22 protein-coding genes and 1 riboswitch are annotated in these 26631 nt (G+C 74.0%); of the genes, 12 read left to right on the forward strand and 10 right to left on the reverse strand.

Annotation, left to right across the window (positions count from 1 at the left end; all coding sequences use genetic code 11):
• Positions 1-25: 25 nt before the first annotated feature.
• The gene (locus tag ACIPXM_RS19315; protein ID WP_401656782.1) at positions 26-907 is read right to left on the reverse strand and encodes a diacylglycerol/lipid kinase family protein; all 882 of its coding nucleotides are present in this window, start codon (positions 905-907) and stop codon (positions 26-28) included.
• 149 nt (positions 908-1056) lie between these two features.
• The gene (locus ACIPXM_RS19320; RefSeq protein ID WP_401656929.1) at positions 1057-2664 is read right to left on the reverse strand and encodes an FAD-binding oxidoreductase; all 1608 of its coding nucleotides are present in this window, start codon (positions 2662-2664) and stop codon (positions 1057-1059) included.
• A 188-nt stretch (positions 2665-2852) separates the two neighbouring features.
• Between ACIPXM_RS19320 and ACIPXM_RS19325 the strand changes: the two genes are divergently transcribed.
• The 3 genes from ACIPXM_RS19325 to ACIPXM_RS19335 all read left to right on the forward strand — a co-directional run bounded on the left by ACIPXM_RS19325 (position 2853) and on the right by ACIPXM_RS19335 (position 8419).
• On the forward strand, positions 2853-3458 hold the full coding sequence (locus ACIPXM_RS19325; protein ID WP_401656784.1) for a TetR/AcrR family transcriptional regulator: 606 nt from the start codon (positions 2853-2855) through the stop codon (positions 3456-3458).
• The gene (locus ACIPXM_RS19330) at positions 3455-5056 is read left to right on the forward strand and encodes a glycerol-3-phosphate dehydrogenase/oxidase (protein WP_401656786.1); all 1602 of its coding nucleotides are present in this window, start codon (positions 3455-3457) and stop codon (positions 5054-5056) included. The genes ACIPXM_RS19325 and ACIPXM_RS19330 overlap by 4 nt, the downstream gene beginning before the upstream one ends.
• A 276-nt stretch (positions 5057-5332) precedes the next feature.
• The gene (locus ACIPXM_RS19335; RefSeq protein ID WP_401656788.1) at positions 5333-8419 is read left to right on the forward strand and encodes a phosphocholine-specific phospholipase C; all 3087 of its coding nucleotides are present in this window, start codon (positions 5333-5335) and stop codon (positions 8417-8419) included.
• A 91-nt stretch (positions 8420-8510) separates the two neighbouring features.
• Here the strand turns inward: ACIPXM_RS19335 and ACIPXM_RS19340 are convergent, their stop codons facing one another.
• Positions 8511-9323: a polysaccharide deacetylase family protein gene (locus tag ACIPXM_RS19340; RefSeq protein WP_401656931.1), complete on the reverse strand. Its 813-nt coding sequence runs from the start codon at positions 9321-9323 to the stop codon at positions 8511-8513.
• A 750-nt stretch (positions 9324-10073) separates the two neighbouring features.
• On the opposite strand from ACIPXM_RS19340, the gene pqqA reads away from it, so the two are divergent.
• The 6 genes from pqqA to ACIPXM_RS19370 are packed head-to-tail and all read left to right on the forward strand — an operon-like array spanning position 10074 to position 15826.
• Complete coding sequence (pqqA, locus tag ACIPXM_RS19345) at positions 10074-10217, forward strand: pyrroloquinoline quinone precursor peptide PqqA (protein WP_401656790.1); 144 nt, start codon at positions 10074-10076, stop codon at positions 10215-10217.
• A gap of 10 nt (positions 10218-10227) precedes the next feature.
• Positions 10228-11235: a pyrroloquinoline quinone biosynthesis protein PqqB gene (gene pqqB / locus ACIPXM_RS19350; RefSeq protein WP_401656793.1), complete on the forward strand. Its 1008-nt coding sequence runs from the start codon at positions 10228-10230 to the stop codon at positions 11233-11235.
• A complete protein-coding gene (pqqC, locus tag ACIPXM_RS19355; RefSeq protein WP_401656795.1) occupies positions 11232-11945 on the forward strand; it encodes a pyrroloquinoline-quinone synthase PqqC in 714 nt (237 codons plus the stop codon). Before pqqB ends, pqqC begins: the two co-directional genes overlap by 4 nt.
• Complete coding sequence (gene pqqD, locus ACIPXM_RS19360; protein WP_401656797.1) at positions 11942-12196, forward strand: pyrroloquinoline quinone biosynthesis peptide chaperone PqqD; 255 nt, start codon at positions 11942-11944, stop codon at positions 12194-12196. The genes pqqC and pqqD overlap by 4 nt, the downstream gene beginning before the upstream one ends.
• Entirely contained in the window at positions 12193-13317 is a 1125-nt protein-coding gene (gene pqqE / locus ACIPXM_RS19365) for a pyrroloquinoline quinone biosynthesis protein PqqE (RefSeq protein ID WP_401656799.1), read from the forward strand. Before pqqD ends, pqqE begins: the two co-directional genes overlap by 4 nt.
• A 1-nt stretch (position 13318) precedes the next feature.
• The gene (locus tag ACIPXM_RS19370; RefSeq protein ID WP_401656803.1) at positions 13319-15826 is read left to right on the forward strand and encodes a PQQ-dependent sugar dehydrogenase; all 2508 of its coding nucleotides are present in this window, start codon (positions 13319-13321) and stop codon (positions 15824-15826) included.
• Positions 15827-15961: 135 nt separating this feature from the next.
• Here ACIPXM_RS19370 and ACIPXM_RS19375 read toward each other — a convergent pair whose 3' ends face one another.
• The 4 genes from ACIPXM_RS19375 to ACIPXM_RS19390 form a co-directional block, all read right to left on the reverse strand.
• Complete coding sequence (locus ACIPXM_RS19375; RefSeq protein ID WP_401656806.1) at positions 15962-16795, reverse strand: LysM peptidoglycan-binding domain-containing protein; 834 nt, start codon at positions 16793-16795, stop codon at positions 15962-15964.
• Between the two features lie 3 nt (positions 16796-16798).
• Positions 16799-16959, reverse strand: a riboswitch (cyclic di-AMP (ydaO/yuaA leader).
• 287 nt (positions 16960-17246) lie between these two features.
• Positions 17247-18182: an alpha/beta fold hydrolase gene (locus ACIPXM_RS19380; protein WP_401656809.1), complete on the reverse strand. Its 936-nt coding sequence runs from the start codon at positions 18180-18182 to the stop codon at positions 17247-17249.
• Positions 18183-18253: 71 nt separating this feature from the next.
• Positions 18254-19288, reverse strand: a complete 1035-nt coding sequence (locus tag ACIPXM_RS19385) for a PHB depolymerase family esterase (RefSeq protein ID WP_401656811.1) — start codon at positions 19286-19288, stop codon at positions 18254-18256.
• 62 nt (positions 19289-19350) lie between these two features.
• Positions 19351-20781 (reverse strand): long-chain fatty acid--CoA ligase, encoded by a 1431-nt coding sequence (locus ACIPXM_RS19390; protein ID WP_401656813.1) that lies wholly within the window; start codon positions 20779-20781, stop codon positions 19351-19353.
• 281 nt (positions 20782-21062) lie between these two features.
• On the opposite strand from ACIPXM_RS19390, the gene ACIPXM_RS19395 reads away from it, so the two are divergent.
• A complete protein-coding gene (locus ACIPXM_RS19395; protein ID WP_401656815.1) occupies positions 21063-22964 on the forward strand; it encodes a helix-turn-helix domain-containing protein in 1902 nt (633 codons plus the stop codon).
• A 33-nt stretch (positions 22965-22997) separates the two neighbouring features.
• On the opposite strand, the gene ACIPXM_RS19400 is transcribed toward ACIPXM_RS19395, so the two are convergent.
• Positions 22998-23375 (reverse strand): winged helix-turn-helix transcriptional regulator, encoded by a 378-nt coding sequence (locus tag ACIPXM_RS19400; RefSeq protein ID WP_401656817.1) that lies wholly within the window; start codon positions 23373-23375, stop codon positions 22998-23000.
• A 163-nt stretch (positions 23376-23538) separates the two neighbouring features.
• On the opposite strand from ACIPXM_RS19400, the gene ACIPXM_RS19405 reads away from it, so the two are divergent.
• A complete protein-coding gene (locus ACIPXM_RS19405; protein WP_401656819.1) occupies positions 23539-23946 on the forward strand; it encodes a RidA family protein in 408 nt (135 codons plus the stop codon).
• Between the two features lie 2 nt (positions 23947-23948).
• On the opposite strand, the gene ACIPXM_RS19410 is transcribed toward ACIPXM_RS19405, so the two are convergent.
• Both ACIPXM_RS19410 and ACIPXM_RS19415 read right to left on the reverse strand, forming a co-directional pair.
• A complete protein-coding gene (locus ACIPXM_RS19410; protein ID WP_401656933.1) occupies positions 23949-24614 on the reverse strand; it encodes a response regulator in 666 nt (221 codons plus the stop codon).
• A 95-nt stretch (positions 24615-24709) separates the two neighbouring features.
• A complete protein-coding gene (locus ACIPXM_RS19415) occupies positions 24710-25975 on the reverse strand; it encodes a sensor histidine kinase (protein WP_401656821.1) in 1266 nt (421 codons plus the stop codon).
• Between the two features lie 229 nt (positions 25976-26204).
• On the opposite strand from ACIPXM_RS19415, the gene ACIPXM_RS19420 reads away from it, so the two are divergent.
• Positions 26205-26624, forward strand: a complete 420-nt coding sequence (locus tag ACIPXM_RS19420; protein ID WP_401656823.1) for a DUF2690 domain-containing protein — start codon at positions 26205-26207, stop codon at positions 26622-26624.
• The last annotated feature ends 7 nt before the right edge of the window (positions 26625-26631 follow it).

A 26631-nucleotide genomic window follows, 5' to 3' on the forward strand; every position in this document is an offset into this window, starting at 1 on the left:
CCGAGGGCCCCGGGGGCGGGGGGCCTCACGCCAGGACGTTCAGTGCCCCCGGGCGCACCCGCAGCGTCACCGGCAGGGCCGCGTCCACCTCGCCGTCGGCGCCGTACGGCAGGGCACGGTCGGCCTCGATGCGGATCTCGGCGCCGCGCAGGATCTCGACCTGCGGGCGGCGGACGTGGGAGCCGGTCTTGAGCTCGTTCATGAGGGTGAAGAAGAGGTGCTTCGGGGCGTCCTGGATGACGACGACGTCGAGCAGGCCGTCGTCGACGCGGGCGCCCGGGGCGATGTTGCGGCCGAAGCCGTAGAAGCCGGAGTTGGCGGCGACGACGGTGTAGCCGGTGCGTTCGTGGCGGACCCCGTCGACGGTGATCCGGTAGCCGACGGGCCGCCAGGCGAGGACGGCGCGCAGCCCGCCCGCGTAGTACGAGGCGGAGCCGCGCAGCAGGGTGGAGTGGTTGGCGTGCCGGTTGGCGACCGCGTCGACGCCCGCGTACACGCTGCCCAGGACGTGGATCCGGCCGTGCGCGGCGGACTCGACCTCGATGGTGTCGACCTGGCGCGGGGTCCCGTGCAGCAGGATCTCGGCCAGCGCCGCCGGGTCGGTGGGCAGGCCGAGGGCGCGGGCGAAGTCGTTGCCGCGGCCCGCCGGGACCAGGCCGAAGACCGTGTCCGTACCGCTGAGCGAGCCGCCGACCCGGCCGGCCATGCCGTCCCCGCCGACGGCGAGCACCACATGGCCGCGGGCGCCCGCCTCCTGGGCGATCTCCTGGGCGTGGGCCAGGCTGCGGCTGTAGACGGTGTCGAGCCGGGCCCCCGCCTCGCGGAGCAGCCGGGCGAGCGGCAGCAGGCCCGCCGTCCCGCTGGAGCCGCCCGCGGTGGGGTTGACGACGGCGGTGAACTGGCGCATGGATCGTCCTCCGGACGGCAGGAACGGCAGGGACTGCGGGAACGGCGGGGACTGCGGGAACGGCGGGGACTGCGGGGACTACGCGAGCGGCGGAACGGGCGAGGTCCGGACGGCGCTACGACCGGGATACGGCGGGGATGCTGCGGGAGTCACTCGGCGGCCGGGGCCGGGACGAGGACGCCGGGGTTGAGGACGCCGGACGGGTCCAGCTCCGCCTTGACCGCCTGGAGCGTGCGGATGCCGAGCGGGCCGATCTCCTGGGCGTACCAGTCGCGGTGGTCGGTGCCGACGCCGTGGTGGTGGCTGATGGTGCCGCCCGCCGCCAGGATCGCGTCGTTCGCCGCCGCCTTCGCCGGGGCCCAGTGGGCGATCGCGTCCTTGCCCTGCGCGCCGACGACGGTGAAGTAGAGCGAGGCGCCGTTCTCGTACGTGTGCGAGATGTGGCACATCACCAGCGGCGGGGTGCCGGCCTCGGTGAGGGTGCCGGTCAGGGCGTCGCGGACGCCGGTGTAGAGGGCGGGGATCGCGGACCAGAAGGCGGCGGTCTCCAGGGTCTCGGCGAAGGCGCCCGCGTCGAGCAGCGCGTCGCGCAGGTAGGGCGCGTTGTACCGGCCGTGCTCCCAGCGGTCGCCGGGCTCCTCGCCGAGGTACTCGCCGCCGCAGGCGAGCAGCACCTCACGGGCGGCGGCGCGGCGGGCGGCGGTCTCCGCCTCGGTGCCCTCGTGGCCGACGATGGCCAGGCAGCCGGGGTTCTGGGGCAGTTCGGCGCTGCCGATGGCGTCGGGCTGGGCGAGGCCGATGAAGGTCTCGCTCTCGTCGGAGAGGCGCAGCACGGTGGGGCGCGGGCCGTCCTGGGCGAGGCGGCGCAGGGCGGCGGCGCCGGTGGTGAAGTCGGGGAAGCGCCAGCCCTCGTAGACCCGGGCGGCGGGCAGCGGGCGGACCCGGACGGTGACCGAGGTGATGACGCCGAGGGCGCCCTCGGAGCCGAGGATCAGCTGGCGCAGGTCGGGGCCGGCGGCGGAGCGCGGGGCGCGGCCGGTGTCGAGGGTGCCCTCGGGGGTGGCGACGGTGAGGGCGAGGACCATCTCGTCGAAGCGGCCGTATCCGGCGGACGCCTGGCCGCTGGAGCGGGCGGCGGCGAAGCCGCCGACGGTGGCCCATTCGAAGGACTGCGGGAAGTGGCCGAGGGTGAACCCCCGGGCGTTCAGGAGGGCTTCGGCCTGCGGGCCGCGCAGTCCGGGCTGGAGGGTGGCGGTACGGGAGACCTCGTCGAGGGCGAGGAGCTGGTCGAGGCGGCGCAGGTCGAGGGCGACCACCGGGCGTTCGGTGGTGGGCGCGAGGCCGCCGACGACGGAGGTGCCGCCGCCGAACGGGACGGCGGCGAGGCCGTGTTCGGCGCAGGCGCGGAGCACGGCGAGGACCTCGTCGTGGCTGCCGGGCAGCACGACGGCGGCGGGCAGGCCGCCGAGTTCCCCGGCCCGGATGCGCAGCAGGTCGGGGGTGGACTTGCCGCCGGTGTGCCGGATCCGGCTCTCGGCGTCCTCGCGCAGGGCGTCGGGCGCGCCGACGGCGCCGCGCAGCGCTTCGCGCGCCGCGCCGGTCAATTCCGGGGCGGTGGCGACGAGTCCGGCGAGTTCCCGCAGTCCGGCGGGGCCGCTCTCGCGCGGGGTGACGCCGAGCAGGTCGCGCAGCAGGCCGGTCACGGACTCGGGCAGCGGCGCCGCCTTCGCGGGGTCGCCCCAGCCGCTCCACAGCATGTCGGTGTCGGGCCGGGCCGGTCCTTCGGCGCCCGGCCCGCCGGTCACCCGGGTCGTACCGGCCTCGGCATCCGCCACGGTCGTGTCGGTCTCGCCCATTCCGCCCTCTTCGCGCACTTCGGGTTCCTCACGGTCTGGTTCGGGTGCGGCGCTGCCGCTCGACCCCTACGGGCGTTACACTGTGACACATGACGCCCATTCGTCACAACGACTCGGACGCGGATCCCGTCCTCGACGCGGCCCGCGACTGCGTGCTCGCCGTCGGCGTGCGCCGCACGACCCTGACCGACGTCGCCCGCCGCGCGGGCGTCTCCCGGATGACGCTGTACCGGCGCTGGCCCGATGTGCGCAGCCTGGTCGGCGATCTGATGACCCGTGAGTGGATCGCGGTGGCGACCGGGGCCATGCCCGCCACCGACGACGGCCGGCCGGTGCGCGACCGGATCGTCGACGGTCTGACCGCCGGTGCCGCCGCCTTCCGCGCCCATCCGCTGTTCCACAAGATCCTCGACGTCGACCCCGAGCTCCTGCTGCCCTATGTGCTCGACCGGCGCGGCGCCAGCCAGGACGCCCTGCTCGACCTGCTCGGCACGGCGCTCGACCAGGGCCACGCGGACGGTTCGGTGCGGGCGCTCCGCACGGATCTGCAGGCCCGTTCGCTGCTCCTGGTGGTGCAGTCGTTCACGCTCTCGCTGCGCACGATGACCGAACCCGAAGAGACCGATCCCGAACTGAGCGAGGCCGCCTTCCTCGGCGAGCTGCGCATCCTGCTGGAGAGGACCCTCACCCCATGAGCCCCGCCACCCCCGCCACCGGCCCCGCCGATCCGGCCGCCCCGTCCGGTTCCTCGCTCTCCGCCGCCCGCCGAAGCCGCGAACTGGCCGCGCTCGCCGCGGACTCCGAGGTGGACGTGCTGGTCGTCGGCCTGGGCGCGACCGGCGCCGGGGCCGCTCTCGACGCGGCCACCCGGGGTCTCAGCGTGGTCGCGGTCGACGCCCACGACCTGGCCTTCGGCACCTCCCGCTGGAGCTCCAAGCTGATCCACGGCGGACTGCGCTACCTCGCCTCGGGCCAGCTGGACGTCGCCCACGAGAGTGCCGTCGAGCGCGGCATCCTGATGGAACGCACCGCGCCCCACCTGGTGCGCGCCCAGCCGTTCGTGCTGCCGCTCACCCCGCTGGTCGGCACCGGCCAGGCGGCGCTCGCCCGGGCCGGTTTCATGGCGGGCGACCTGCTGCGGCTCGCGGCCCGCACCGGGCGCGGCACGCTGCCCCGGCCGCGCACCCTGTCCGCCGTCGAGACCCGCCATCTGGCGCCCGCGCTGCGCGCGACCGGGCTGCGCGGCGGGCTGCTGTCCTGGGACGGGCGGCTCTCCGACGACGCCCGGCTCGTCACCGCGATCGCCCGGACGGCGGCCGCGCACGGCGCCCGGATCCTCACCCGGGTCCGGGCCCTCGCGCTGCACCGGGACGGCGCGGTGCTGCGCGACGAGACCACCGGCGAGGAACTGACCGTCCGGGCCCGCACGATCGTCAACGCCGCCGGGGTGTGGGCGGGCGGCCTGGTCGACGACGTACGGCTGCGCCCCTCGCGCGGCACCCATCTGGTGCTGCGGTCCGAGGATCTGGGCCGGCTCTCGGCCGGGCTGCACATCCCGATCCCCGGCGAGTCGAACCGGTTCGTGCTCGTCCTGCCGCAGGGCGACGGCCGGGTGTACGTCGGGCTCACCGACGAGCCGGTCGAAGGACCCGTCCCGGACGTGCCGGAGGTTCCCGAGACCGACATCGGCTTCCTGCTCGACGTGCTCGGCTCCGCGCTCGACGTCACGCTGCACCGCGCCGACGTGGTCGGCGCGTTCGCCGGACTGCGCCCGCTCCTCGACACCGGCGCGGACCCGGACGCGCCGGGCCGGACGGCCGACATCTCCCGGCGGCACGCCGTGCTGACCTCCGCCGAGGGCGTCGTCACCGTCGTCGGCGGCAAGCTGACCACCTACCGGCGGATGGCCCAGGACGCCGTCGACGCCGCCGTGGCCGCCGCCGGACTCGACGCCGGACCGTGCAGGACCGCGTCCCTGCCGCTGGTCGGCGCCGCGACCCCGAAGGTCCTCGCCGGGCTCGACGTCCCGTCCCGGCTGGTGTTCCGGTACGGCTCCGAGGCCCCGGCCGTGCACGCGCTGGGCCTCGCCGACCCGGCCCTCGCCCGCCCGGTCGTGCCCGGCCATCCGGTCACAGGGGCCGAACTCCTGTGGGCGGTACGGCACGAGGGCGCCCTCGACGTCGCCGACCTGCTCGACCGCAGGACCCGCATCGGGCTCGTACCGGAGGACCGGGCGGACGCCGAGGAGGCGGCCCGCGAGGCCCTGGCCCGTACCGCGGGGAGCACCGTCTGACGCGCCACCAGGAGCCCCCCCGTCGGAGCCCCGCGCCGCCCGGTCCACGCCGGGCGGGGCGGGGCTCCGGCGTTCCGGGGTTCCCGGCCCGCGTCCCAGAGGTGATGAACCGGACGGAAACGGTCACATCCCACTATCACGGGTCAACACCCCACCCGCGGCAAGGGTGTTCGTTTATCGTTCACCGGCTGCCCGGTCGGGGGACGCCACGATCTCCTAGACATAACGGGTCTGGACCACAGCAGGTCCCGACGCGTGAGCAAGGAGTTCCCCCGTATGTCGCCCTCCCCCGAAGTCTCCCGCCGGACGCTGCTCGGTGGCGCCGCAGGTGCCGCCGTCCTGTCCGCGCTGCCGCTGAGCGTACGCGAGGCGCTCGCCGCGCCCGCGCGTCCCGGACGACTGGAAGACATCCAGCATGTCGTCGTGCTGATGCAGGAGAATCGTTCCTTCGACCACTACTTCGGGACCCTGCCGGGCGTTCGCGGTCTCGGCGACCGCGCCGCGGTGCGTACCGCCAACGGCCGTTCGGTGTTCCACCAGCCGGACCCCTCGCGCGCCGAGGGCCACCTCGTGCCGTTCGCGATGAACGCCGCCCACACCAACGCCTACCGCCAGGGCGCCCCGGCCTTCGGCTTCGTGGACTCCTTCCCGCTCTGGAACGACGGCCGGGTCGACGGCTACGTCACCGGGCGCAGCAGCGGCTGGCTCGGCCACGGCTACTACGAGCCCGCCGACATGCCGTTCTACAACGCGCTCGCGACCACGTTCACGATCTGCGACCAGTACCACGCGTCGGTGCAGTGCAACACCAACACCAACCGCGACCACTTCATGACCGGCACCAGCGGTGGCACGGTCAACGACACGGTCGTCTACAACAACACCGTCATCGCGGGCGGCAACACCTGGACGACGTACGCGGAGCGTCTGGAGCAGGCGGGCGTCAGCTGGAAGACGTACCAGGCCCGGGACAACTACGACGACAACGCGCTCGCCTGGTTCCGTCCGTTCATGCAGTCCAAGCCGGGGCAGCCGCTGTACGACAAGGGCATGGCGATGGCCGGTGCGGCGGCCGACCAGAAGGACGGCCACAAGATGGGCGACGCGCTCGTCGAGGCGTTCCGCGCCGACGTGGCCGCCGACCGGCTGCCGCAGGTGTCGTGGATCGTCGCCCCCGAGGCGCTGTCCGAGCACGCGAGCTGGCCGCCGCCGTTCGGCGAGCACCTCACCGCGCGGCTGATCGAGGCGCTCGCGGACAACCCGGCCGTCTGGGCCAAGACCGTGTTCATCCTCAACTACGACGAGCACGGCGGCTTCTTCGACCACTGCATGCCGCCGGTGCCGCCGCTGTCCGCCGAGCGCGGCAAGGCGACCATGTCCGTGGACGGCGAGGTCGTGGTCCGGGTGCAGCAGCCCGGCGGAGCCATCGCGATGCGGGTGGTCGGGCAGGACGGCCGCTACCGGGTGCGGGCCGGTGACGGCGCGCTGACCTGGTCGAAGACGCTCCCCGAAGGCGAGACGCTGGTGTCGGGGCCGCACGCGATGGGCCTCGGTCTGCGGGTGCCGATGCTGGTGGTGTCGCCGTGGACGCGCGGCGGTGTGGTCGACTCCACGGTCCTCGACCACACCTCGGTGATCCGCTTCCTGGAGCGCCGCTTCGGGGTGCACGAGCCCAACATCAGTGCGTGGCGCCGCTCCGTCGCCGGTGACCTGACCTCGGTGTTCGACTTCTCCGGCGAGGACATCGTCTGGCCCGAACTCCCCGACACCAGCGGCAACGTGGCCAAGGCGGACGCCGCCGTCGGCAGGCCGTCGATCGCCGTGCCGTCGCCGCAGTTCTTCCCGCGCCAGCAGCGCGGCACCCGCCCGGCCCGCCCGGTGCCGTACGCGCTGTCGCTGCGCGCGAAGGTCCGCGACGGCCGGGTCGAGCTCGACCTGCGCAACCGGGGCCGGCAGGCCGCGGTGTTCCAGGTGTACGGCGAGCCCGGCAGCACCCCGGACTTCTACACGGTCGGCGCGGGCGGCCACCTGAACGGCGCCCGCGCCCTCCAGGGCGACGCCTACGACATCCGGGTGCACGGCCCGAACGGCTCGCTGTGGCACCTGCGCGGCGACGCCGAAGACGCCCTGGAGGCCCGGCTCAAGGAGGACCGCGACGACGACCGCGCGTACCTGGAGATCGAGATCGCCAACCGCGGCCGGCGTGCGCGCACGGTGCTCGTCGGCGACCTGGCGTACGGCGGCGGGGTCCGCGAGGTGCGGATCGGCGGGCGCGACGAGCGCACCGTGCGGCTGCGCGTCCCGGCCGAGCGCTGGTACGACGTGGCGGTCGGCGCCGCCGACGACCCGCGCTTCCTGCGCCGCTTCGCGGGCCGGTTCGCCGACCGCCGCCACCGGGGCGTGACCGACCCGGCGATGGGCCTGCCGGACGCGCTGGCCGTCGAGGTCGGCACCGCGGCCGGGGACGAGCCGGTGGTCGCGGGCGGCACCACCGCCCGCTTCACCGCGACCGTGACCAACCGGGGCCCGGTCCCGCTGACGGATGTCGCGGTCGCCTTCACGGTGCCCGCGGGCTGGACCGCGAAGGCCGTCGCCGACGTGCCGCCGCGCGCCCTGGCGGTCGGCGCCTCGGCCACCGCGAGCTGGGACGTCACGGCCCCGGCCGACGCCCCGGCGTACGGCTCGGCCCGGCTGCTCGCGAACGCCCGGGGCCGCGCCGCGGACGGGCTGCGGCTCGCCGACGGCGAGATCCAGGCCCGGATCGCCCCGGCCATGAGCGGTCACCTGCTCGCGGAGGACTTCCAGTCGCTGGCCGGGAAGCTGGTCAGGCGCGGCCAGGTGCTCGGCTGGACGGCGACCGCGCCCGAGGGCTGGTCGGTCGTCAACGCGGCCGCCATGCCGCAGGGCACCCCGATGTTCCAGGGCTGGACCTTCCACACCCGGCGCGCCTGGTCGGGCGGCGCCCAGGACCGTCCGAACTTCACCCGGGGCCTCGGCATCATCGCCGTCGCCGACCCGGACGACTGGGACGACACCGGCGCGCCGTCGGCGAAGGGCCGCTTCGACTCGACGCTGGTCTCCCCGGCGGTCGCGATCCCGGCGGGCCGGACGACGCTGCGGTTCGACGTCGACTCGCACTACCGCCAGGAGGGCAACCAGAAGGCCGAGATCCGCGCGGTGTTCGACACCGGCGCGGACCAGGTGCTGCTCGCGTACGGGCCGGGCTCGTCGGACGCCGAGAACACGGCCGTCACCAAGGAGTTCCCGGTCCCGGCCGGGGCGCGGACGGTGACGCTGAAGTTCCGCATGTACGACGCGGGCAACAACTGGTACTGGGCGGTCGACCACATCCGGCTCGGCTGACGGGCACCGGCCCGTGGCCGCCGCGCCCCTGACGACGGGTCAGGGGCGCGGCGGGGCAACCGGGGTGCCTGGGTGGCAGGGCGTCAGGGCGTCAGGGGGTGGTGCGGACCGGGAAACTGGTCGGGTGTCCCTGGGACTTCAGCCAGGGGAGGATCTCCTTCAGCGCCGCGACGGTCTGCGAGCGGTCGCCGCCGCCGTCGTGGAAGAGGATCGTCGGGCCGTTGGACAGCTCGTTCTTCACGGTGCTGACGATCGCGGCGGCGCCGGGGCGCTCGAAGTCCTTGGTGTCCACGTTCCAGCCGAGCGGGCGCATGCCCGCCTCGGCGGCCAGCTTGCGGCTCGCCGGGGTGAACGCGCCGCCGGGGGCCCGGTAGTACTCCACCTTGGCGCCGCCCGAGGCTTCCTCGATCATCCGCTTGGCGTCCATGATCTGCTGGCGCTGGTAGGCGACCGGCTTCTTGTCCATGCCGGTGTCGTGGGTGACGGTGTGGTCGCAGAGCCGGTGGCCCTCGGCGACGATCCGCTTGACCAGGTCCGGGTGCTGCTTGGCATTGGGGCCCACCATGCAGAACACGGCCTTGACGTCGTTCTCCTTGAGGATCTCCAGGATCCTCGGCGTCCAGCGCGGGTCGGGGCCGTCGTCGATGGTGATGTTGACGGCCTTTCCGCCCGCCTCGGCGGCGTGCGCGATGCTCTCGGGCGTCTTCACCGGCGGGACCTTGTCCGGCCCCTTGTCGTCCTGGCCGCTCGCGCCCGGCCGCACCGCGCCCTGACTGCTCGGTCCGGCAGCCTGGTTGGTGGCCTCGGTGTCGGTCAGAGCGGCCGCGCCCCAGGCCGCCAGACTCAGTCCCACCGCAGAGGCCACCACTGCTATGTGTGCGGTGTACTTGCCCTTCAGCCCCATCACGTGCCCACTCCCAGCGTCTTCGTCGTCCCGACGGCTCCGCAGGTGAGGACGACGATCAACCGGAGAAGGTTTCACCGGACGTGCGTGAACCTGATCTCTCCGGTTCACCCGGCACCCGTCCGCCCCACCCGGCACCGCCCGCCCCGCGGACTCGCCCCGATCTCCCCGCGCCCGCCGCCCGCTCCGCACGGACTGCGTCCCCGTGCGGGCATCCAGCATCGCGCCCGGCGGGGTGACCAGGGAAGCCCGTCGACCGCCCGGCGTGGTCAACAGCCGTCGCCCGTCCGGCCGATGGCCTACCAAGGCGAAGCCGGGCAGAGCACGACGGGGACCAGGACCACCGCGCCGAGGGGCAGCGCGGACGGCGCGGACCGCGCGGGCCGCGGGGCCCTGAGGCCGCATCGGGACGGCCGTGGCGTGCCCTGGCCGCTCCGCTCGGGTGGCCGCCGGTGGGGCTGGCGGGCAGCTCGGCTGTGGCGGGGATCACGGCTGCCTCGGGCGGCCCGCGCAGGCCGGCCGGCCGCTACCGGGCGGTAAGGGTGCCGGGTGCGGTGCGGGGTGCGGTGTCCGTGATGGGACCATCTCCGTGGTGGGGAGGGACGGGAGCACGATTCCAGGGAGTCCGGCCGATCGACTATTGGGAAACTTTCCTAACGAAGGGTATTGACCGGGGTCCCGTGAGCCCCGAAGCTCTACCCAGTTCACCGCGCACTCCTGAACCCCCACACAGGAAGGCAAGGCTCTCCCATGACCGAGAACATCACATCGCCGCAGCAGAACGGCGGTTCCGGCGGCACCGTCGTCCCCGCCGAAGAGCACTGGGTCACCCCCGAGTTCACCGTCGTGGAGACCGCGCTCGAGGTCACCGCGTACAGCCTCAACCGGCGTTAGCGGGGCCGCCGTGCTGCTGCGGGTGCTCGGCACCGCGGCCGGCGGCGGGATCCCCCAGTGGAACTGCGCGTGCCCCGGGTGCTCCGGGGCGCGGCGGGATCCGCGGTGGCGGCGGCGGCACGCGTCGCTCGCGGTCCGGGCATCGGACGGCACCGACTGGTACGTCGTCAACGCCGGGCCCGACCTCACCGACCAGCTGGAGGACGCCCCGCCGCTGCGCCCGGGCCCCGGGCGCAGCTCCCCGGTCGCGGGGGTCGTGCTCACCGACGCCGAACTCGACCACACGCTCGGCCTGGCCAGGCTCCGGGAGGCGGACGCCCTGCGGGTGCACGCCACGGCTCCGGTGCGCGGGGCGCTGACGGCCGGGCTGCGGCTGGGCGCCGTGCTCGCCCCGTACCTGGAGCTGACCTGGACGGACCTCGGGCCCGACCACCGGCCGCTGAGTCCCACCCGCCCCACGGTGCCCGGCGGTTCCGGCGGTTCCGGCGGTTCCGGCGGCGGGCTGCGGATCGCCGCGGTGCCGGTGTCGGCCAAGCGGCCCCGGTACGCGGCCGGGCTCGACATCGCGCCGGACACCGTGCCGGGCATGCTGCCGGAGGGCGATCAGGACGGCGGCCCGGGCGGTGGTCCGGGCCCCGGGGCGTGGGTCAGCGCGCTGTCCGTACGGGACCCGGTCACCGGCGGGTCGCTGCTCTACGCCCCGGCGCTCGGCAGCTGGCCCGAGGAGCTCCAGCGGGCGGCCGAGCGGGCCGACTGCGTGATCGTCGACGGCACCTTCTGGGACGACGACGAACCGGTGCGGACCGGCATCTCGGCGCGGACCGCGACCGGCATGGGCCATCTGCCGATCACCGGCCCCGGCGGCACCGCCGAACGCCTCGGCAAGCTCTCGGCCCGCTGCCTCTACACCCACCTCAACAACACCAACCCCCTCGTGGACCCGGCCGCGCCGCAGCACCGACTGCTCGCCGAACAGGGTCTGGAGGTGGCCTCCGACGGGATGGAGATCGAGCTGTGACCCTTGAGCAACGGCTCCGGGCGGTCGCCGCCGACCGCTACCACGACCGGCATCCGTTCAACCGGCGGATGCACGCGGGCACGCTCACCCCGGAGGAGCTGCGCCGCTGGATCACCAACCGCTTCCACTACCAGCGCCACATCCCGGTCAAGGACGCGCTGATCCTGGCCGCGCTCGACGGGCCCGCGCTGCGCAGGTCCTGGCTGCGCCGGATCCAGGACCACGACGGGCTGCGGGAGGGCGAGGGCGGGCTCGAACGGTGGCTGCGGCTCGGCGAGGCCGCCGGGATCGAGCGGGAGACGCTGCTCTCGGGGCGCGAGGTGCTGCCCGGGGTGCGGCTCGCGGTCGAGGGCTATGTGAACTTCTGCCGGCTGCGCACCCCGTTGGAGGCGGTCGCCGCCTCGCTGACCGAACTCGCCGCGCCCGACCTGATGGTGACCCGGATCGCCGCCTTCGAGGAGCACTATCCGTGGATCGAGGCGGCGGGTCTGCAGTACTTCAGGACCCGGGTCACCCAGGGCGCGCACGACGGCAAGGAGGCCCTGGAGCTGGTCCTCGGCTGGGCCGTGTCCCCGGCGGACCAGGACCGGGCGGTGGCCGCGCTGCACTTCAAGTGCGATGTGCTGTGGTCGCTGCTCGACGCGATCGACCACGCGGGAACGGCGGCCGGGTCCGGGCGGGCCGCGGGCCCCGAGGGCGAGGCCCGGTGAGCTGGCGGCCCGCGCTGCCCGCCTCGACGCTGCTGCGGCACGACCGGGTACGGGACGCCGAACTGCTCCTGATGCCGGAGCGGGTGGTGGTCCTGGAGGGCTCGGCGGCCCGGGTGCTGCGGCTGTGCGACGGCAGCCGGGCGGTCGACGAGATCGTCGACGAGCTGTCCCGGTCCTTCCCCGGGGCGCCGGTCGCCGCCGAAGTGCCGGAATTCCTCGCTCGGTTACGGGAAAGGGGGTGGCTGCGATGACCGTGCCGCCGCCGTGGGCGCTGCTCGCCGAACTCACCCACGCCTGCCCGCTGCACTGCTCCTACTGCTCCAACCCGCTCGAACTCACCCGCAAGGCCGCCGAGCTGACGACGGATCAGTGGTACGAGGTGTTCGCGCAGGCGGGCGCGCTCGGCGTCGTACAGACACATCTGTCCGGCGGGGAGCCGCTGTTGCGGTCCGATCTGGCGGCGATCACGGCCGCCGCCGACCGGGCCGGGATCTACACCCAGCTGGTCACCAGCGGCACCGGCCTGGACGAGCGGCGGCTCGCCGAGCTGGCCGGGGCGGGGCTGCGCAGTGTGCAGCTGTCGGTGCAGCACGCCGATCCCGGCGCGTCGGAGCGGATCGCGGGACGGCGCCGGTCGTTCGCGGACAAGGAGCGGGCGGCGGCGCTTGTGCGGGCGGCCGGGCTGCCGCTCGGGCTCAACGTGGTGCTGCACCGGGACAATCTCGACGCCGTCGACGCGCTCGTGGAGCTCGGGCTCGCCTGGGGCGTCGAACGGATCGAGCTGGCCAACGCCCAGTACCACGGCTGGGCGCTGCTCAACCGGGACCGGCTGCTGCCGACCGCCGGTCAACTGGCGCGCGCGGTCGCCTCGGTGGAGTCCTGGCGGGAGCGGCTGCGGGCGTCCGGCGGGCCGGAGCTGATCTGGGTGGTGCCCGACCACTTCGACGGCACGGCCAAGCCGTGCATGGGCGGCTGGGGCAAGGTCTCGCTGACGGTGACCCCGGACGGGACGGTGCTGCCGTGCCCGGCCGCCGCCTCGCTGCCGGGTCTCGACCCGCCGAACGTGCGGGACCGGACGCTGGAGTGGATCTGGCGGGAGTCGCCAGCCTTCGGCCGCTACCGGGGCACCGACTGGATGCGCGAGCCGTGCCGGAGCTGCGCGCGCCGGGAGGAGGACTTCGGCGGCTGCCGCTGCCAGGCGTTCGCCCTCACCGGCGATCCGGCGCGGGCCGATCCGGCCTGCTCGCTCTCCCCCGACCACGGGCTGATCCGTGACCTCACGGCCGTCCCGGCCGACCCTCCCACCTCTTTGACCTCTCCCACCCCTCTGAACCCCCTGATCCCCCGAAGAGCATCGTGGAAGCGAGTGTGACGTGCAGAAATCCATACGGAGCAACGGCCGTGGGGCGGGCCGGGCCAGACGTCTCGGCACCGGTCTGATCGGCGTGGCGACGGTCGCCGCGCTCGGCTCGACGGCCCTGGCCGGGACCGGCGCCGCGGCGGCCCCGGTGTCGGCCGGCGTGTCCGCGGGCGCCCTGGCGCCGGTCCGGCACGAGGCGGAGTCGGCGGCGCTCTCCCAGGCCGCGGTCGAGAGCAACCACACCGGTTACTCGGGCACCGGTTTCGTCAACGGCGACAACGTTGCCGGGAGTTATGTCGAGTTCACGGTGAACGCGGCGACCGCGGGCACGGCGGTGTTCTCGCTGCGCTACGCCAACGGCACCACCACCGACCGGCCCGCGAACATCGCCGTGAACGGCACCGTGGTGGCGGCGGCCAAGCCGTTCCCGTCGACCGGGACCTGGACGGACTGGACCACGGCCACCGTGACCGCGCCGGTCACCGCCGGGGCCAACAAGATCCGGCTGACGTCGAGCAGCGTGGCCGGGCTGCCCAACCTCGACTACCTGGACGTCGAACTGACCGCGCCGGTCACCGACTACCAGGCCGAGGACGCGACCATCAACCAGGGCGCGGTCGCCTCCAACCACACCGGCTACACCGGCACCGGCTTCGTCGACTACACCAACGTCGTCGGCTCGTACGTGGAGTTCACGGTGAGCGCGGCCACCGCCGGGACCTCCGCGCTGACCTTCCAGTACGCCAACGGCACCGACGCGACCCGCCCGATGGACATCTCCGTGAACGGCACCGTCGTCGCGTCCGGCGTCACCTTCCCGGCCACCGGGGCGTGGACCACCTGGACCGCGAAGAGCGTCAACGCGGCCCTGAAGGCGGGCAGCAACACCGTCCGGGCGACCGCGACCAGCGCCGACGGCGGGCCGAACCTGGACCGGCTGCGGGTCGGCACGGCCGCCGACACCACCGCGCCGAGCCGCCCGGGGACGCCGAGCTGCTCCGGCATCGGCCCGAACGGGCTCACCCTGAGCTGGGGCGCGTCCACCGACGACGTCGGGGTCAGCGCGTACGACATCTACGAGCGCGGCAACAAGCTGGCCGAGGCGCCCGGCGACAGCACGAGCAAGGCGCTCACCGGGCTCGCGCCGGGGACCACGTACAACCTGACGGTGATCGGCCGTGATGCCTCGGGGAACGCCTCCCCGGCGAGCGTGGCGGTCGACTGCACCACCGGGCAGAGCACCGACCCGCTGCCGAGCACACCGGGCACGCCCACCGTGTCGGCGGTGACCTCGACCGGGGCGACCCTGACCTGGGGCGCGTCGAGCGACGACAAGGGCGTGGTGGCGTACGAGATCCGCAGCGGCGCCGCGGTCGTGGCGACCGTCACCGGCGCTCCCCCGGCCGCCACGAAGGCGGTGACCGGGCTCGCCTGCGACGCGCCGTTCTCGCTGACGGTGGTCGCGAAGGACACCGCGGGCGGCTACTCGACGCCGTCGGCGCCGGTCACCTTCACCACCGGGGCCTGCTCCGACAGCGGTGGCGTGCCGGGCTCGCCGGCCGCGCTGTCCAGCGGCTGGACCGTGCCGTGGGGCGTGCACTGGATGCCGGACGGCAAGACCGCGCTGGTCACCGAGCGGGACGGCTTCAAGGTGTTCAAGGTGACGCCGACCGGCACCCGCACCCAGGTGGGTTCGGTGCCCAACACCATGACCACGGACGGCGAGGGCGGCCTGATGGGCGTGGCCGTCGACCCCAACTGGTCCAGCAACCACTACGTCTACTTCATGCACACCGCGTCCGAGGGCAACCGGATCGCCCGCATGACGTACGACGGGACCTCGCTCAGCGGCTACACGGTGCTGCTCCAGGGCATCAAGAAGAACCGCTTCCACAACGGCGGGCGGCTCGCGTTCGGCCCCGACGGTCTGCTGTACGCGTCGACCGGCGACGGCCAGACCCCGGCCCTTGCGCAGGACAAGAACTCGCTCAACGGCAAGATCCTGCGGATGACGACGGCGGGGCGCCCGGCGCCCGGCAACCCGTTCAGCAACTACGTCTACAGCTTCGGCCACCGCAACCCGCAGGGCCTGGCCTTCGACCGCACCGGGCGGCTGTGGGAGGCGGAGTTCGGCGACGCGAGCAAGGACGAGCTCAACCTGATCAAGCCGGGCGGCAACTACGGCTGGCCGACCTGCGAGGGCAACTGCTCGACGTCCGGCATGACCAACCCGAAGGCGACCTGGCCGGTCGCGCAGGCGTCGCCGAGCGGGATCGCGATCGTCCGCAACGTCGTCTACATGGCGAGCCTGCGCGGCGAGCGGATGTGGCGGATCCCGATCACCGGTGACACGGAGTCGGTGGGCACGCCCACCTCGTACTACGTGGGCACCTACGGGCGGCTGCGCACGGTCACCAAGGTGCCGGGCGCGGACCGGCTGTGGCTGACCACGACCAACGCGGACAACAACGGCGGCGCGGCGGACGGCGCGGACAAGATCTACCGGATCGACGTCGGCTGACCCACCCCCACCCCCGTCCCCGCCCATCGGGCCGGACCGGAGCGCGAACGCCGCCCGGTCCGGGATCCCCCCTCGGATCCCGGACCGGGCGGCGTCGCCGTGTGCGGCCCCGCTGGTCCCGGTGGCCCCGGTGGCTCAGTAGGCGCCGAAGACGTTGTCGATCGAGCCGTAGCGGTCGGCGGCGTAGTTGCAGGCGGCGACGATGTTGGCGACCGGGTCGTAGGGGTCGAGCGAGGTCCCGGCCACGTGGTACGCCTGGAAGGTCGGGTCGATCACCTGGAGCAGGCCCTTGGACGGGGTGCCGGCGGCGGCGTTGGAGTCCCAGTCGTTCACGGCCCGCGGGTTGCCCGAGGACTCGCGCATGACGTTGCGGTAGATGCCGTCGAAGGTGCCGGGGATGCCCTGGCGGGCCATCACGTCGAGGGACTCACGGATCCAGCCCTCCAGGTTGTCCGCGTAGCCGTAGGAGGCGGCGGGGGCGGCGGTCGCCGCCTTCGGCGCCGAGGTGGCGACGGCGGGGACGGCTCGGGCGACGGCCGGGGCCACGGTCTTCGCCGCCGCCTTCGCCGCCGCCTTCTTCACGGTCTTCGTGGCCGTCTTCGTGGCGCCGGCCGTGGTGAGCGACAGTTTCTGGCCCGGGTGGATGAGCCCCGGGTCGGCGCCGACCACGGCACGGTTGGCCTGGTAGAGGCTCTTCCATCCGCCGCTCACGGAATACTTCCGCGCGATCTTCGAGAGCGTGTCGCCCTTGACGACCGCGTGCGTGAGCGAGGCGGCCCGCGCCGGAGTCTGCTTTGCGACCGCGACGGTCGAGAGGTGGATCGGCGTGGTCGCCGGTACGGCCGCGGCCGCGGCGCCCGCGCCGGTCAGCGGCAGGGCGAGGGCGGCGCTGCCGGTGAGACCGGCGACGGCGATCCCGCGGGTGAGCGGGGTGTTCCTGGGGCGGCGGTGCTTGCCGTGTCCACGCATGGCGTTTCCTCTCCTGCGCCTGCGAGGTGAGCTGTCGGGTTCGGGCTGGAGATGCCCGGCCGCGCACATGCGCGGCTTCACCCCGAGCCGGTCCCGGAATACCGGGACCGGCGGCGAACCTGGGTCCCCCGCTCCTGCCGGAAGGGTGTGGGTGCGGTCGTTCCGGGCGGCGGCAGGATTCGGCGTTTCCGTCCGGTTGCGAGGTGACGCTATGCGAAAACAAATCTGGAGAACAAGACCGGAATTCGATATCACCAATTGATCTAGAGAGAATTCCAAAAGGATCATTCCGGCCCCGTTCACCGGTGATTCACCGACGTCCTCAACACCGCTCCGCGCGAACGGAGATGACGTCACGGCAGAACGGCCGACAGGGAAAGGCGGACGGGTCCCGAGTGATTCAGATCACTGAATACGGAGCCCGCCCGCCTTACCTATCGATAAACGGACATCATCCGTTTTGTCCCTTAATGCCGGGGGCATTCACGAGCCGGTCCGCGACCGTCCGGGCGGGCTCGCCCATGAGGATCGTGTAGTGGTTGCAGTCCGGCACCAGCTCGGTGCCGAGACCCGGTACCCGGTCCGCCCAGTGCGCCACCAGCTCCGCCGGGTGCATCGCGGGCGCCGCGCCGAGCAGGCCGAGCGGCGCGTGCAGCAGCAGGGCCGGGATGTCGAGCGCCGCCAGGTCCGCGCCGAACGCCGCCTCCCCGGTGAGGAGTTCGCGGCCGTCGTGCCGTACCGCCGCCTCCCGCGCCCGGGACCTGCGGGCCCGCGGAGGGCCGGTGAGGTCGTAGCGCACGTACGCCTCGATGTCCTCGTTCCAGTGCGGCCCGAGCGCCGGATGGGCCCGGAAGAAGTCGACGTACGCCGCGTCGCTCTCGTACGTCAGGGCGAGCCGCGCGATCGCCGGGCCGAGCGTGGCGTCGAGCAGCGCGTCGGGGTCGATGCCCGCGGGGACGGGCATCGGCAGGCCGCCGTCGATCAGGAGCAGCCGGTCGAAGAGTCCGGCCGGGGCCCGGACGGCGGCGCGCAGGGCCGCGTAGGCGCCCATCGACTGGCCGGTCAGGGCGACCGGGCCGCCGTCGCCGTAGGCGCGGGCGGCGGCGATCAGGTCGGCGGCGTGCCGGTCCATCCCGTACGGGCCGGGGACGGCGGTGCTGCCGCCCCGGCCGCGCAGGTCGAGCGCGTACAGGGACCAGTCCGGCGGCAGGTGCCGGGCCACGCCCGCGAAGGACATCGCGGAGGCCGAGATGCCGTGCGCGGCGACGGCGGTGCGCGGCCCGGTGCCGAAGCGCAGCACCCGGAGGGTGGTGCCGTCGTCCACCGTGAGGTCGAGGGCGGCCGGTGCGGGGGTGGTGTCCCCCGACGGGTCCGGACGGGTCGTCATGTGCGGGTGTCTCCTTGCCTGAAGGGCGGGGTGAGGGGCGGGCGTGGGGCGGGCGTTCGGCGACCGGTGGCTCAACCGCCGAGCGCGTGCACCTGGTTGAGCACGGCCCGCATCTGCGGTGCCGACTTCTGCGCGAAGTCGCTCCCGGTGTAGCCCCACCAGTCCCAGCAGCCCTGCGGGTTGGCGCGGGCGACGCTGATGTCGGCCTGCGGGTAGAGGATCACCAGGTCGTTGGTGTCGGCGTACTCGTTGAGGTGGGACTCGCGGGCGAAGCGGTCGCCGACGAACTTGTCGTCGCTGAGGCAGCCGTGCAGGGCGACGACCAGCTTGCAGGGGGCGCCGAGCGCGCAGGAGTCGGGGGTGTAGAGGTAGCTCTTGCCGCCCATGCTGTACCACTGGGCCCAGCCGCCGGGCACGTAGCGGTCCTGGTCGTAGGCGCCGAGGGTGCCGGTCTGGACGGCGGACGGCGGGTTCACCGAGCCGAGCCAGTGGGTGAGCATCTCGCCCTGCGGGTCGTTGCCGCAGTTGATGAGGAACGGGTAGAAGGTGGTGCCGCAGTCGAGCTGCGCGTTCGGGGTGGGCCAGCCGTGTCCGGCCGGGTCGGTGTCGTGGTAGCGGACGCGGGCCCCGAAGTCCCGGTAGAACTGGACGCCTTCGTCGCTGACCCGGTCCCGCACCAGCGGGTCCTTGGTGCCGTGGTAGGTGTAGACGGGCTTGCCGGTGAGGTTGCCGACGGGGTCGATGCGGCCCTCGGCGGACCAGCGGCGGGCGATCTGCTCGATGCCCTCGGGGTCGGTGGAGAGCAGTCCGGTGCCGCAGGCGATGACGCCGGTGACGAGGGCGCCCTTCCCGCAGTAGTAGGGCCCGGCGGCGAAGACGCCCACGCCCTGGAAGGTGCCGGAGTAGGCGACCTGGAGCTGGGAGGCCATGAAGCCGCCGGAGGAGATGCCGGTCACATAGGTGCCGGTGATGTGGAGCCTGGGGAGGGGCCCTTCGCCCGCGTGGGCGGGGGCGGCGAGGCCGAGGACCGCGGCGAGCGCGGTGAGCAGGACCGCCAGTCGGCGGACGAGGGTGGTGCGGCGGAGCGGCGAGGGTCTGGTGCGCATCGTGATCACTCCTGGCGGGGCTCCCGCGCGGCGGCGGGAGCCCGGTGAGGGGGGATGACGGGTCAGCCGGCCGGGGGTGCGATCTCCCGCTTGAGGATCTTGCCGGTGGGACCCTTGGGCAGCGCGTCGGTCAGCCGGACCAGACGCGGATACTTGTACGGGGCGACGCGCGCCTTCACGAACTCGCGGAGTTCGTCGGCGGTGACGGTGCCCTCGTGGCCGGGGCGGAGTGCGACGACGGCGGCCACCTCTTCGCCGAGCTCGGGGTGCGGGGCGCCGATGACGGCGGCCTCGGCGACCGCGGGGTGCTCGTGGAGGACTTCCTCGATCTCGCGCGGGTAGACGTTGAAGCCGCCCCGGATGATCATCTCCTTGGTGCGGCCGACGATCCGGAAGAGTCCGTCGTCGTCACGGACGCCGAGGTCGCCGGTGCGGAACCAGCCGTCCTGGATGACGGCGGCGGTGTCCTCGGGGCGGTTCCAGTAGCCCTTCATGATGTTGTGGCCGCTGACCGCGACCTCGCCGATCTCCCCGTCGGGCAGCTCGGCGCCGTCCGCGTTCTGGACGCGCATCCGCACGCCCTCGATGGGCAGGCCGACGGTGCCCGCGCGGCGCGGCCCCTCGGGGCGGTTGAAGGAGGCCACCGGCGAGGTCTCGGTCAGTCCGTAGCCCTCCAGGAGCGGGGCGCCGAACTCCTTCTCGAAGGCGTGCAGCACCTCGACCGGCAGCGCGGCGCCGCCGGACACCGCGAGCCGCAGGGTGCCGTGGTGGGCGGCGCCCCGGTCGGGGTGGTTGAGCAGCGCCGCGTACATGGTGGGGACGCCCTCGAAGACGGTGATGCCGTCCTGGAGCAGCATGGCGAGTGCCCGGGCGGGGTCGAAGCGGGGCAGCAGGGCGAGGCAGGATCCGGCGGCGACCGCCGCGTTGAGGGCGCAGGTCTGGCCGAAGGAGTGGAAGAGGGGCAGGCCGCCGAAGACGACGTCCTGTTCGGAGAGCCGGAGCAGGCTGCTGTGGGTGGCCTGGACGTTGGAGACCAGGTTGCCGTGGGTGAGTTCGGCGCCCTTGGGGGTGCCGGTGGTGCCGGAGGTGTAGACGATGACGGCGGTGTCGTCGGGGGCCCGGTCGACGACCAGGCCGAGCGGCTCGTGCCCGGCCAGTTCGACGGTCCAGTCACGGTCGGCGTCGAGGACGAGCACGGCGCCGGAGTCGGTCCTGATGTGCTCCCGCTCGCGGTCCTTGAGCAGCGGGTTCATCGGGACGGCGACGGCGCCGACGCGCAGGATGCCGAAGTAGAGCACGGCGAACGCGGGCACGTTGGGCAGGGCGAGGACGACCCGGTCGCCGGGGCCGACGCCCGCGGCCGTGAGGTGGGCGGCGGCCCGGCCGGTCTCCCGGTCGAGGTCCGCGTACGACAGCACGGTGCCGTCCAGGGTGATGGCGGGGCGTCCGGGGTGGCGGGCGACGGTGTCGAGGAGGAGTCCTGCCAGGTTCACGAGGACCTCCGCGGGGTGGCGGGGGTGCGGTGGTACGGCACGGAAACCTCCAGGAAGCGAGCGGGAAACGTGGTGCGCACGCCGGACATCGTTCGCCCCGGGACGCACCCGGCGCCATGGAGCGGTCCGCCACCGTGACCACGCGCCCCCTGGAGGTTTTCTCCACCGGCCCCGGGTCGGGACCGGGCCGGGCACCGGAGGAATCCTCCATGCCGGTGGGGGTGGTGAGGGTGGACACATCCATCCCCGCCGGGGCGGGGGTGTGCGATATGACTACGCGGGTGAGCGCGAGGACGGATACGGATACCGGTACGGGTACGGGTACGGGTACGGGCGGGAGTACGGGTTCGGGGTCGGCGCCTCCGGAGGCGGGTGCGGGGTCGGGCGCCTCCGGGCCGGCCGGTGCGCTGCTGCGGCTGCTCAGGGAGCACGCCGAGGACGGCGACGGCGGCGGCGCGGCCGACTTCCCCCCGGTGGGCGCGGAGCCGGGGCAGGTGGCGGACGCGCTGGCGATCCGCGCGCTGCTCGCCGCGCACCGCCGCCGGGCGGCCGCGCTGTCCGGTCTGTACGAGACGGCCGGGGACCTGGCGTCGCTGCGCGATCTGGAGGCGGTGCTGCAGGCCATCGTGCGCCGGGCCCGGACGCTCGTCGGCACCGACGTGGCGTATCTGCTCCTGTCGGACGCCGAGGCGGGCGACACCTATGTACGGGTCACGGACGGCATCACCACGGACGCCTTCAAGACGGGCCGGCTCGCGGTCGGCACCGGCCTCGGCGGTCTGGTGGCCGCGACGGCGCAGCCGTACCACACGGCGGACTACGCGAACGATCCCCGCTTCGCGCACTCCGACTATGTGGACGGGGTGATCACGGCGGAGGGCCTGGTGGCCATCCAGGGGGTGCCGCTGAAGTTCGGCGACCAGGTGTACGGGGTGCTGTTCGTCGCCAACCGGCGGATGCGGCCCTTCCTGCCGGACGAGGTCGACCTGCTGATCTCGCTCGCCCGGCACGCGGCCCTCGCGATCGAGAACGCCACCCTGTTCGAGGAGGTGCGGAAGGCGGCGGCGGTGCACGAGCGGCTGACCGCGGTGGCCCTGGAGGGCCGCGGCGCGGACGGGCTCGCGCAGGCGGTCGCCGATGTCCTGGGCGGCAGTGTGCTGTTCCTCGACGCGCACGACCGGCCGCTGGCCTCGGCGGGCGGCGCCCCGCCCGAACCCCTGGCGTGGGCCGCCGAGTCGGCGGCCGTGCGGGCCGGGCGCGCGTCGCTCTCGCGCGGTGACACCTGCCTCGCGCCGGTGGTGGCGGCGGGCGAGTACCTGGGGACGCTGTTCCTGGTACGGGCCGGGCTGCACGCCTCCGATCTGCACGCGCTCGAACGGGCTGCGCAGGCGGCGGCGTTGATGCTGCTCGGCGAGCGTTCGGTCGCCGAGGCCGAACTGCGGCTGCGCGGCGAGATCCTGGACGATCTGCTCGGCGCGCCGCACCGTGATCCGGAGGGGCTGCGGCGGCGGGCCGCGCTGGTGGGGCTCGGTCTCGACGAGGCCCATGTGGTGCTCGCCGCGCGGGCGCCGCACCCGGAGCACCGGCGGCGGGTGACCGAGCTGGCGGGGGCGCACGCGGCCCGGCTCGGCGGGATCGCGGGCGAGTACGGCGGTGACACGGTGGTGGTGCTGCCCGGCGCGCACGCCCCGGGACCGGCGGCGCGGGACCTCGCCGAGACGCTGGCGGGCGGGCCGGGTGGCACCGGGGCCACGGTCGGCGCGGAGGCGGCGGCGCCCGGCGCGGCCGGTCTGGTGGAGGCGCACCGGGACGCGACCCGCTGTCTGGACGTGCTGCTGACCCTCGGCCGGGCGGGCGAGGGTGCTTCGCGCGACGAACTCGGCATCCACGGCGTGCTGCTGGGGCAGGCGGACCGCACCGAGCTGGACCGCTTCGTGACCCGTACGGTGGGCCCGCTGCTCGCGCACGACGCGGACCGGGGCAGCGAGCTGGCCCGTACGGCGCTCGCGTACTTCGCGCACGACGGCAGCCTGGCCCGTACCGCCGCCGCCCTCTACATCCATGTGAACACGCTCTACCAGCGGATCGACCGGATCGCGGCGCTGATCGGCCAGGACTGGCGGCACGGGGACCGGGCCCTGCACGTCCACTTGGCGCTCAAGCTGCGCCTGACCTCGGGCTGAGGGCGCGCGGGACGCCGACGGGCGAGGTGGGGCTCAGCCGTCGAAACGGCGGCGTGACTCCTCGATGTGGCCGAGCCAGGTGTGGGTCCAGTCGCACATGCCGTCGATGGTGACCCGCAGGGCCTGGCCGGACTCGGTGAGCGCGTACTCGACCTTCGGCGGCACGGTGGGGTGCACGGTGCGCCGGAGCAGACCGTTGCGCTCCAGCATGCGCAGGTTCTGGGTGAGCATCTTGTGGCTGACGCCCTCGACGCCGTCGCGCAGCGCGCTGAACCTGAGGGTGTCGTCGCCGAGGCACTCGATGATCAGCAGCGCCCACTTGTTGGCGATGTCGGAGAGGATCTCGCGCCCGAGCGAGTCCGCGCGGGTCACGTCCGCCGGGTCCAGTCCGTCCACGATGCCCGTACCCATGTCCGTGTCCTCCCTCAGGGCGCCTCGACCCGTCTCGACCCCGCTGACCTGCTGGGTCACCGCCGGGTTACCCAGGCACCGAAAAGTGCGTTCTTCCGCCTCTCTCCGCACTCTCCTACGGTTTCCAAGTAACCGCAAGAGAGCACGAGAGAGGCCCACCGCCATGTCCGTCACCCTCATCAACCCCGCGGGACTCCCCGAGGTCCCCGTCTACCACCAGGTGGCCGTCGCCTCCGGCACCCGGCTCGTCTTCGTCGCCGGACAGGTCGCCTGGGGCCCGGGCGGCGACACCGTCGGCGTCGGCGACCTCGCCGCGCAGGTCGAGCAGGCGTACGTGAACGTCGGCACCGCGCTCGCCGGGGCCGGTGCGGGCTTCGACGACGTCGCCAAGCTGACCGTGTACGTCGTCGACTGGACGCCCGACCGGATGCCCGAGCTGCTCGCGGGCCTCGGCCGGGCCACCGAGCGGCTGGGCGTGAAGACGGCGCCGCCCGCCAGCATGATCGGGGTCGCGGCGCTCGACGTGCCCGAGCACCTGGTGGAGATCGAGGCGACCGCCGTCCTCGCCTGAGGTCAGAGCCCGGGGCCGCCGGGCACCACGAGGCCGGTCTCGTAGGCGACGACGACGGCCTGGGCCCGGCTGTCGACGTTCAGCTTGCTCATCGTGCGGTTGAGGTGGGTCTTCACGGTCGCCTCGCCGATGTAGAGCTGCCCGGCGATCTCGGTGTTGGACAGGCCGCGCGCGGTGAGCCGCAGCACCTCGCACTCGCGGGCGGTCAGCACGTCCAGATCCGCCCCGGCCGCGCCCGGCGCGAGCCCGGCCCGCTCGACGTACGCCTCGATGAGCCGCCGCGTGACGCTCGGCGCGAACAGCAGGTCGCCGCCCGCGACGGCGGTGACGGCCTCGATGAGCCGTTGCGGTCCGGTGTCCTTGAGCAGGAAGCCGGAGGCCCCGGCGCGCAGCGCCGCGTACACGTACTCGTCGAGGTCGAAGGTGGTCAGGACGAGGATCCGCGGCGCCGGTCCTTCGGCCAGGGCGAGGATGCGCTCGGTGGCGGTGGTGCCGTCCATGCCGGGCATCCGGATGTCCATGAGGATCACGTCGGGGCGCACCCGGACGGCGGCGGCCACCGCGCCCTCGCCGTCGGCGGCCTCGCCGACGACCTCGAGACCGGGCGCCGCCCGCAGCAGGGCGACCAGGCCCGCCCGGATCAGGTCCTGGTCGTCGACCACGAGCACCCGGATCGGGCCGTCGGCGGCCGGGGCGGCCACGTCCGCCGCCGTCGGGCTCGTACCGTCCGCGCCGCTCGCGCAGTGGGTACAGCCGGTGTCGTTCATGCGGTCGTCGCGACCGGGAGCCTCAGGCACACGCGGAATCCCCCTTCGGCCCGGGGGCCGGCGTCCACTGTTCCACCGTAGAGCCTGGCGCGCTCCCGCATCCCGATCAAGCCATATCCGGAGGGAGTTGGCACGTTGGCCGGATCCGGACGGCGGCCCGGCGGGCGGGTGGGCGCCCCGCCGTCGTCAGTGACGGTCACCACCAGTTCGCTCGGGCGGTGGGCGACGAGCACGGTGGCCCGGGCCCCCGGGGCGTGCTTGATCACATTGGTGAGCGCCTCCTGGACGGCCCGGTAGGCGCAGAGTTCGGTGCCCGGCGCCAGCGGGCGGGCCCGGCCCTCGGTCAGCAGCTCGACGGTCAGGCCCGCCGCCGCGGCCCGCTCGGCGATGTCGGAGAGCCGGGCGAGTCCCGGCATCGGCGCGTACCAGGCGTCGGACGGCCGCCCGCCGGAAGCCGCGGCGCCCGCCGGGGACGCCGGGTCGGTCTCGCCCGCCGCCGACCGCAACAGGGTGAGGATGCGGCGCAGTTCGCGCAGGCCCTCCTGACTGGTGGCGGCGATGGTGTCGAGGGCGGCGCGGGCGGTCGCGGGTTCGGTGGCGAACACATAGCCGGCCATGCCCGCCTGGACGCTGATCACCGACATGTGGTGGGCGACCACGTCGTGCAGTTCGCGGGCGATACGGCGCTGCTCCCCGGCCACCGCGCGGCGCGCCCTGGCCTCCTGCTCCTGGCGCAACCGCTCGGTCAGGTCGGCGAGTTGCCGGTTGCGCAGGGCGAGGAGGCGGGCGCCGTTGCCGACCACCCACAGCACCCCGGGCACGCCGACGGCCTGGATGACGGCGACGGCGATCCCGAGTTCCCTCGCGCACAGACCGCTGTAGAGGACGACGGCCGCCGTGAGCAGGGCGGCCCAGGCGGCGGTGCGGGGCGGGCGCTGGGCGGCGACGCCGTAGAAGGCCAGGGCGGGCGCCCAGAAGTTGAGGGAGGGCTGGTAGCCGGCGGCCAGATAGCCGGCGAAGGCGAGGCTGGAGGCGACGAGCACACCGACCGGGGCGATCCGGCGCAGCGCCAGCGGCAGTCCGATGCCCGCGGTGAGCAGATGGGCGGTGCCGTCGAAGCGCGGCCAGCCCTCCGGGTGGTACTGGTCGCCGACCACCGCGGCGGCGGCCACCAGACAGAGGGCGAGCGCGGTGTCGACGAACAGCGGGTTCACCGCGCGGACTTCGCGGTACCACCTCGGCCACTGGCCTCTGATGCGCATCGCGCGATGGTACGGCCGGGGCCCCGGTGGCGTCCTCCTACCAGCGGGGCAGCGTGCGGGGGTGCGGGATACCGCGGTGGTTTACCCCGGCGTTCAACTCTGCGGTGGACGCCCGGACTCCGCGTTCGGAGGGAAGGTACTCGTGCTCGGCCGGCACACATCCGGCCGCCGGATCGACCAGATCCGGCCTCTCCATCCGGCCTCTCCATCCGACATCTCTGGGGGAACCATGACGATCAGCAAGCGGACCGGTGTCCTGCTGTCCACGGCCGCGCTCGTGCTCGGGCTCGGCGGCGTCGCGGGCACCGCGCAGGCGGCCACCACCGCGCCCTCCGGCGCCCTGGCCTGTTCGACGGCCAACGCGACCAGCCCGCGCACGGCGAGCGTCGACGGCATCCGCATCGAGCTGCGCTACAGCACGTCCAGCCGCTGCGCGTGGGGCCGGATCACCAACGCCGACCCGGGCGACAAGGTGTGGGTGGACCGCTCGACCGACGGCGGCGGCACCTGGACCGGCCCGCTGGGCATGACCTCGGTGTCGACCGGCAGCGACGTCTACACCCCGGCGTTCGACGACGCGGGCAAGGTCATGCGGGCCTGCGCCTGGAACGACACCACGGGCAACATCCGCTGCACCGGCTGGTACTAGGCCGTAC

The organism is Streptomyces sp. NPDC090025 (assembly GCF_044748125.1).
GTDB lineage: Bacteria > Actinomycetota > Actinomycetes > Streptomycetales > Streptomycetaceae > Streptomyces.

Coding starts and splice junctions, on each gene's coding strand:
- ACIPXM_RS19315 (WP_401656782.1), bottom strand. CDS start 907: ATGCGCCAGTTCACCGCCGTCGTCAACCCCACCGCGGGCGGCTCCAGC.
- ACIPXM_RS19320 (WP_401656929.1), bottom strand. CDS start 2,664: ATGCTGTGGAGCGGCTGGGGCGACCCCGCGAAGGCGGCGCCGCTGCCC.
- ACIPXM_RS19325 (WP_401656784.1), top strand. CDS start 2,853: ATGACGCCCATTCGTCACAACGACTCGGACGCGGATCCCGTCCTCGAC.
- ACIPXM_RS19330 (WP_401656786.1), top strand. CDS start 3,455: ATGAGCCCCGCCACCCCCGCCACCGGCCCCGCCGATCCGGCCGCCCCG.
- ACIPXM_RS19335 (WP_401656788.1), top strand. CDS start 5,333: ATGTCGCCCTCCCCCGAAGTCTCCCGCCGGACGCTGCTCGGTGGCGCC.
- ACIPXM_RS19340 (WP_401656931.1), bottom strand. CDS start 9,323: ATGGGGCTGAAGGGCAAGTACACCGCACACATAGCAGTGGTGGCCTCT.
- pqqA (WP_401656790.1), top strand. CDS start 10,074: ATGACCGAGAACATCACATCGCCGCAGCAGAACGGCGGTTCCGGCGGC.
- pqqE (WP_401656799.1), top strand. CDS start 12,193: ATGACCGTGCCGCCGCCGTGGGCGCTGCTCGCCGAACTCACCCACGCC.
- ACIPXM_RS19375 (WP_401656806.1), bottom strand. CDS start 16,795: ATGCGTGGACACGGCAAGCACCGCCGCCCCAGGAACACCCCGCTCACC.
- ACIPXM_RS19380 (WP_401656809.1), bottom strand. CDS start 18,182: ATGACGACCCGTCCGGACCCGTCGGGGGACACCACCCCCGCACCGGCC.
- ACIPXM_RS19385 (WP_401656811.1), bottom strand. CDS start 19,288: ATGCGCACCAGACCCTCGCCGCTCCGCCGCACCACCCTCGTCCGCCGA.
- ACIPXM_RS19400 (WP_401656817.1), bottom strand. CDS start 23,375: ATGGGTACGGGCATCGTGGACGGACTGGACCCGGCGGACGTGACCCGC.
- ACIPXM_RS19405 (WP_401656819.1), top strand. CDS start 23,539: ATGTCCGTCACCCTCATCAACCCCGCGGGACTCCCCGAGGTCCCCGTC.
- ACIPXM_RS19415 (WP_401656821.1), bottom strand. CDS start 25,975: ATGCGCATCAGAGGCCAGTGGCCGAGGTGGTACCGCGAAGTCCGCGCG.
- ACIPXM_RS19420 (WP_401656823.1), top strand. CDS start 26,205: ATGACGATCAGCAAGCGGACCGGTGTCCTGCTGTCCACGGCCGCGCTC.